This window comes from Pseudodesulfovibrio pelocollis (genome assembly GCF_030282845.1).
Classification (GTDB): domain Bacteria; phylum Desulfobacterota; class Desulfovibrionia; order Desulfovibrionales; family Desulfovibrionaceae; genus Pseudodesulfovibrio; species Pseudodesulfovibrio pelocollis.
In genome coordinates, this window is sequence record NZ_JASTWE010000124.1 from 1 (window position 1) to 670 (window position 670).

A 670-nucleotide genomic window follows, 5' to 3' on the forward strand; every position below is an offset into this window, starting at 1 on the left:
GCTTAATCAACTTATATTCTACAAAGAAAACGGTTTGAGGTTCCACTACCATGAATTTTGCAGACTTTTTTAGTATAATACGCGACTTAGCGTTAACTGTTGGTGCAATAGCTGCGCTATATGGAATCAATGTTTGGAAGAAAGAGGCGCGGTGGCGGAAACACTCTGAAACGGCAGAACAGGCTCTCTTGACCGTCTACGAATTCGAAAACGCTATTCGCGAAATAAGAAGTCCTTTTGTTTGGAAATCAGAGACAGAGGGAATAGATAAAAATATTAATGAATCAGAAAAAGATCGCACAATTAAAGAGCGTATGCACGTCATCGCCACTCGTCACCAACGCCATCAGAGCACTTTTAACAATTTGCGAACAGTACGCCAGAAATGCAAAGTTGTTTTTTGCAACCAATACGACAAAGTATTCGAAGATTGTTTTAGTATTCTTCGTGAAATCGGCATTTCAACAAACCTGCTTCAGAACCACTACTGGGTGATCGACTACAATGATCAACATCCTCTTGAAAAAGAAGAACGCCTTCAGCATGAGCGCATAATTTGGGCTTATGGCGAAAAGCACGACCCGTTGGCACCGAGAATTTCGAAGGCAGTGGAAGAGGCTGAGCAGTCATTTCGTGACTTTATTGAACCCCTGCCTGCCTACGGTCTGTG

At 42.5% G+C, this 670-nt stretch carries 1 protein-coding gene; it reads left to right on the forward strand.

Going from position 1 to position 670, the window contains the following annotated elements; genetic code table 11:
* Positions 1–50 precede the first annotated feature (50 nt).
* The coding region (locus QQS14_RS16505) for a hypothetical protein (protein WP_285908111.1) at positions 51–670 on the forward strand (620 nt) is incomplete at its 3' end.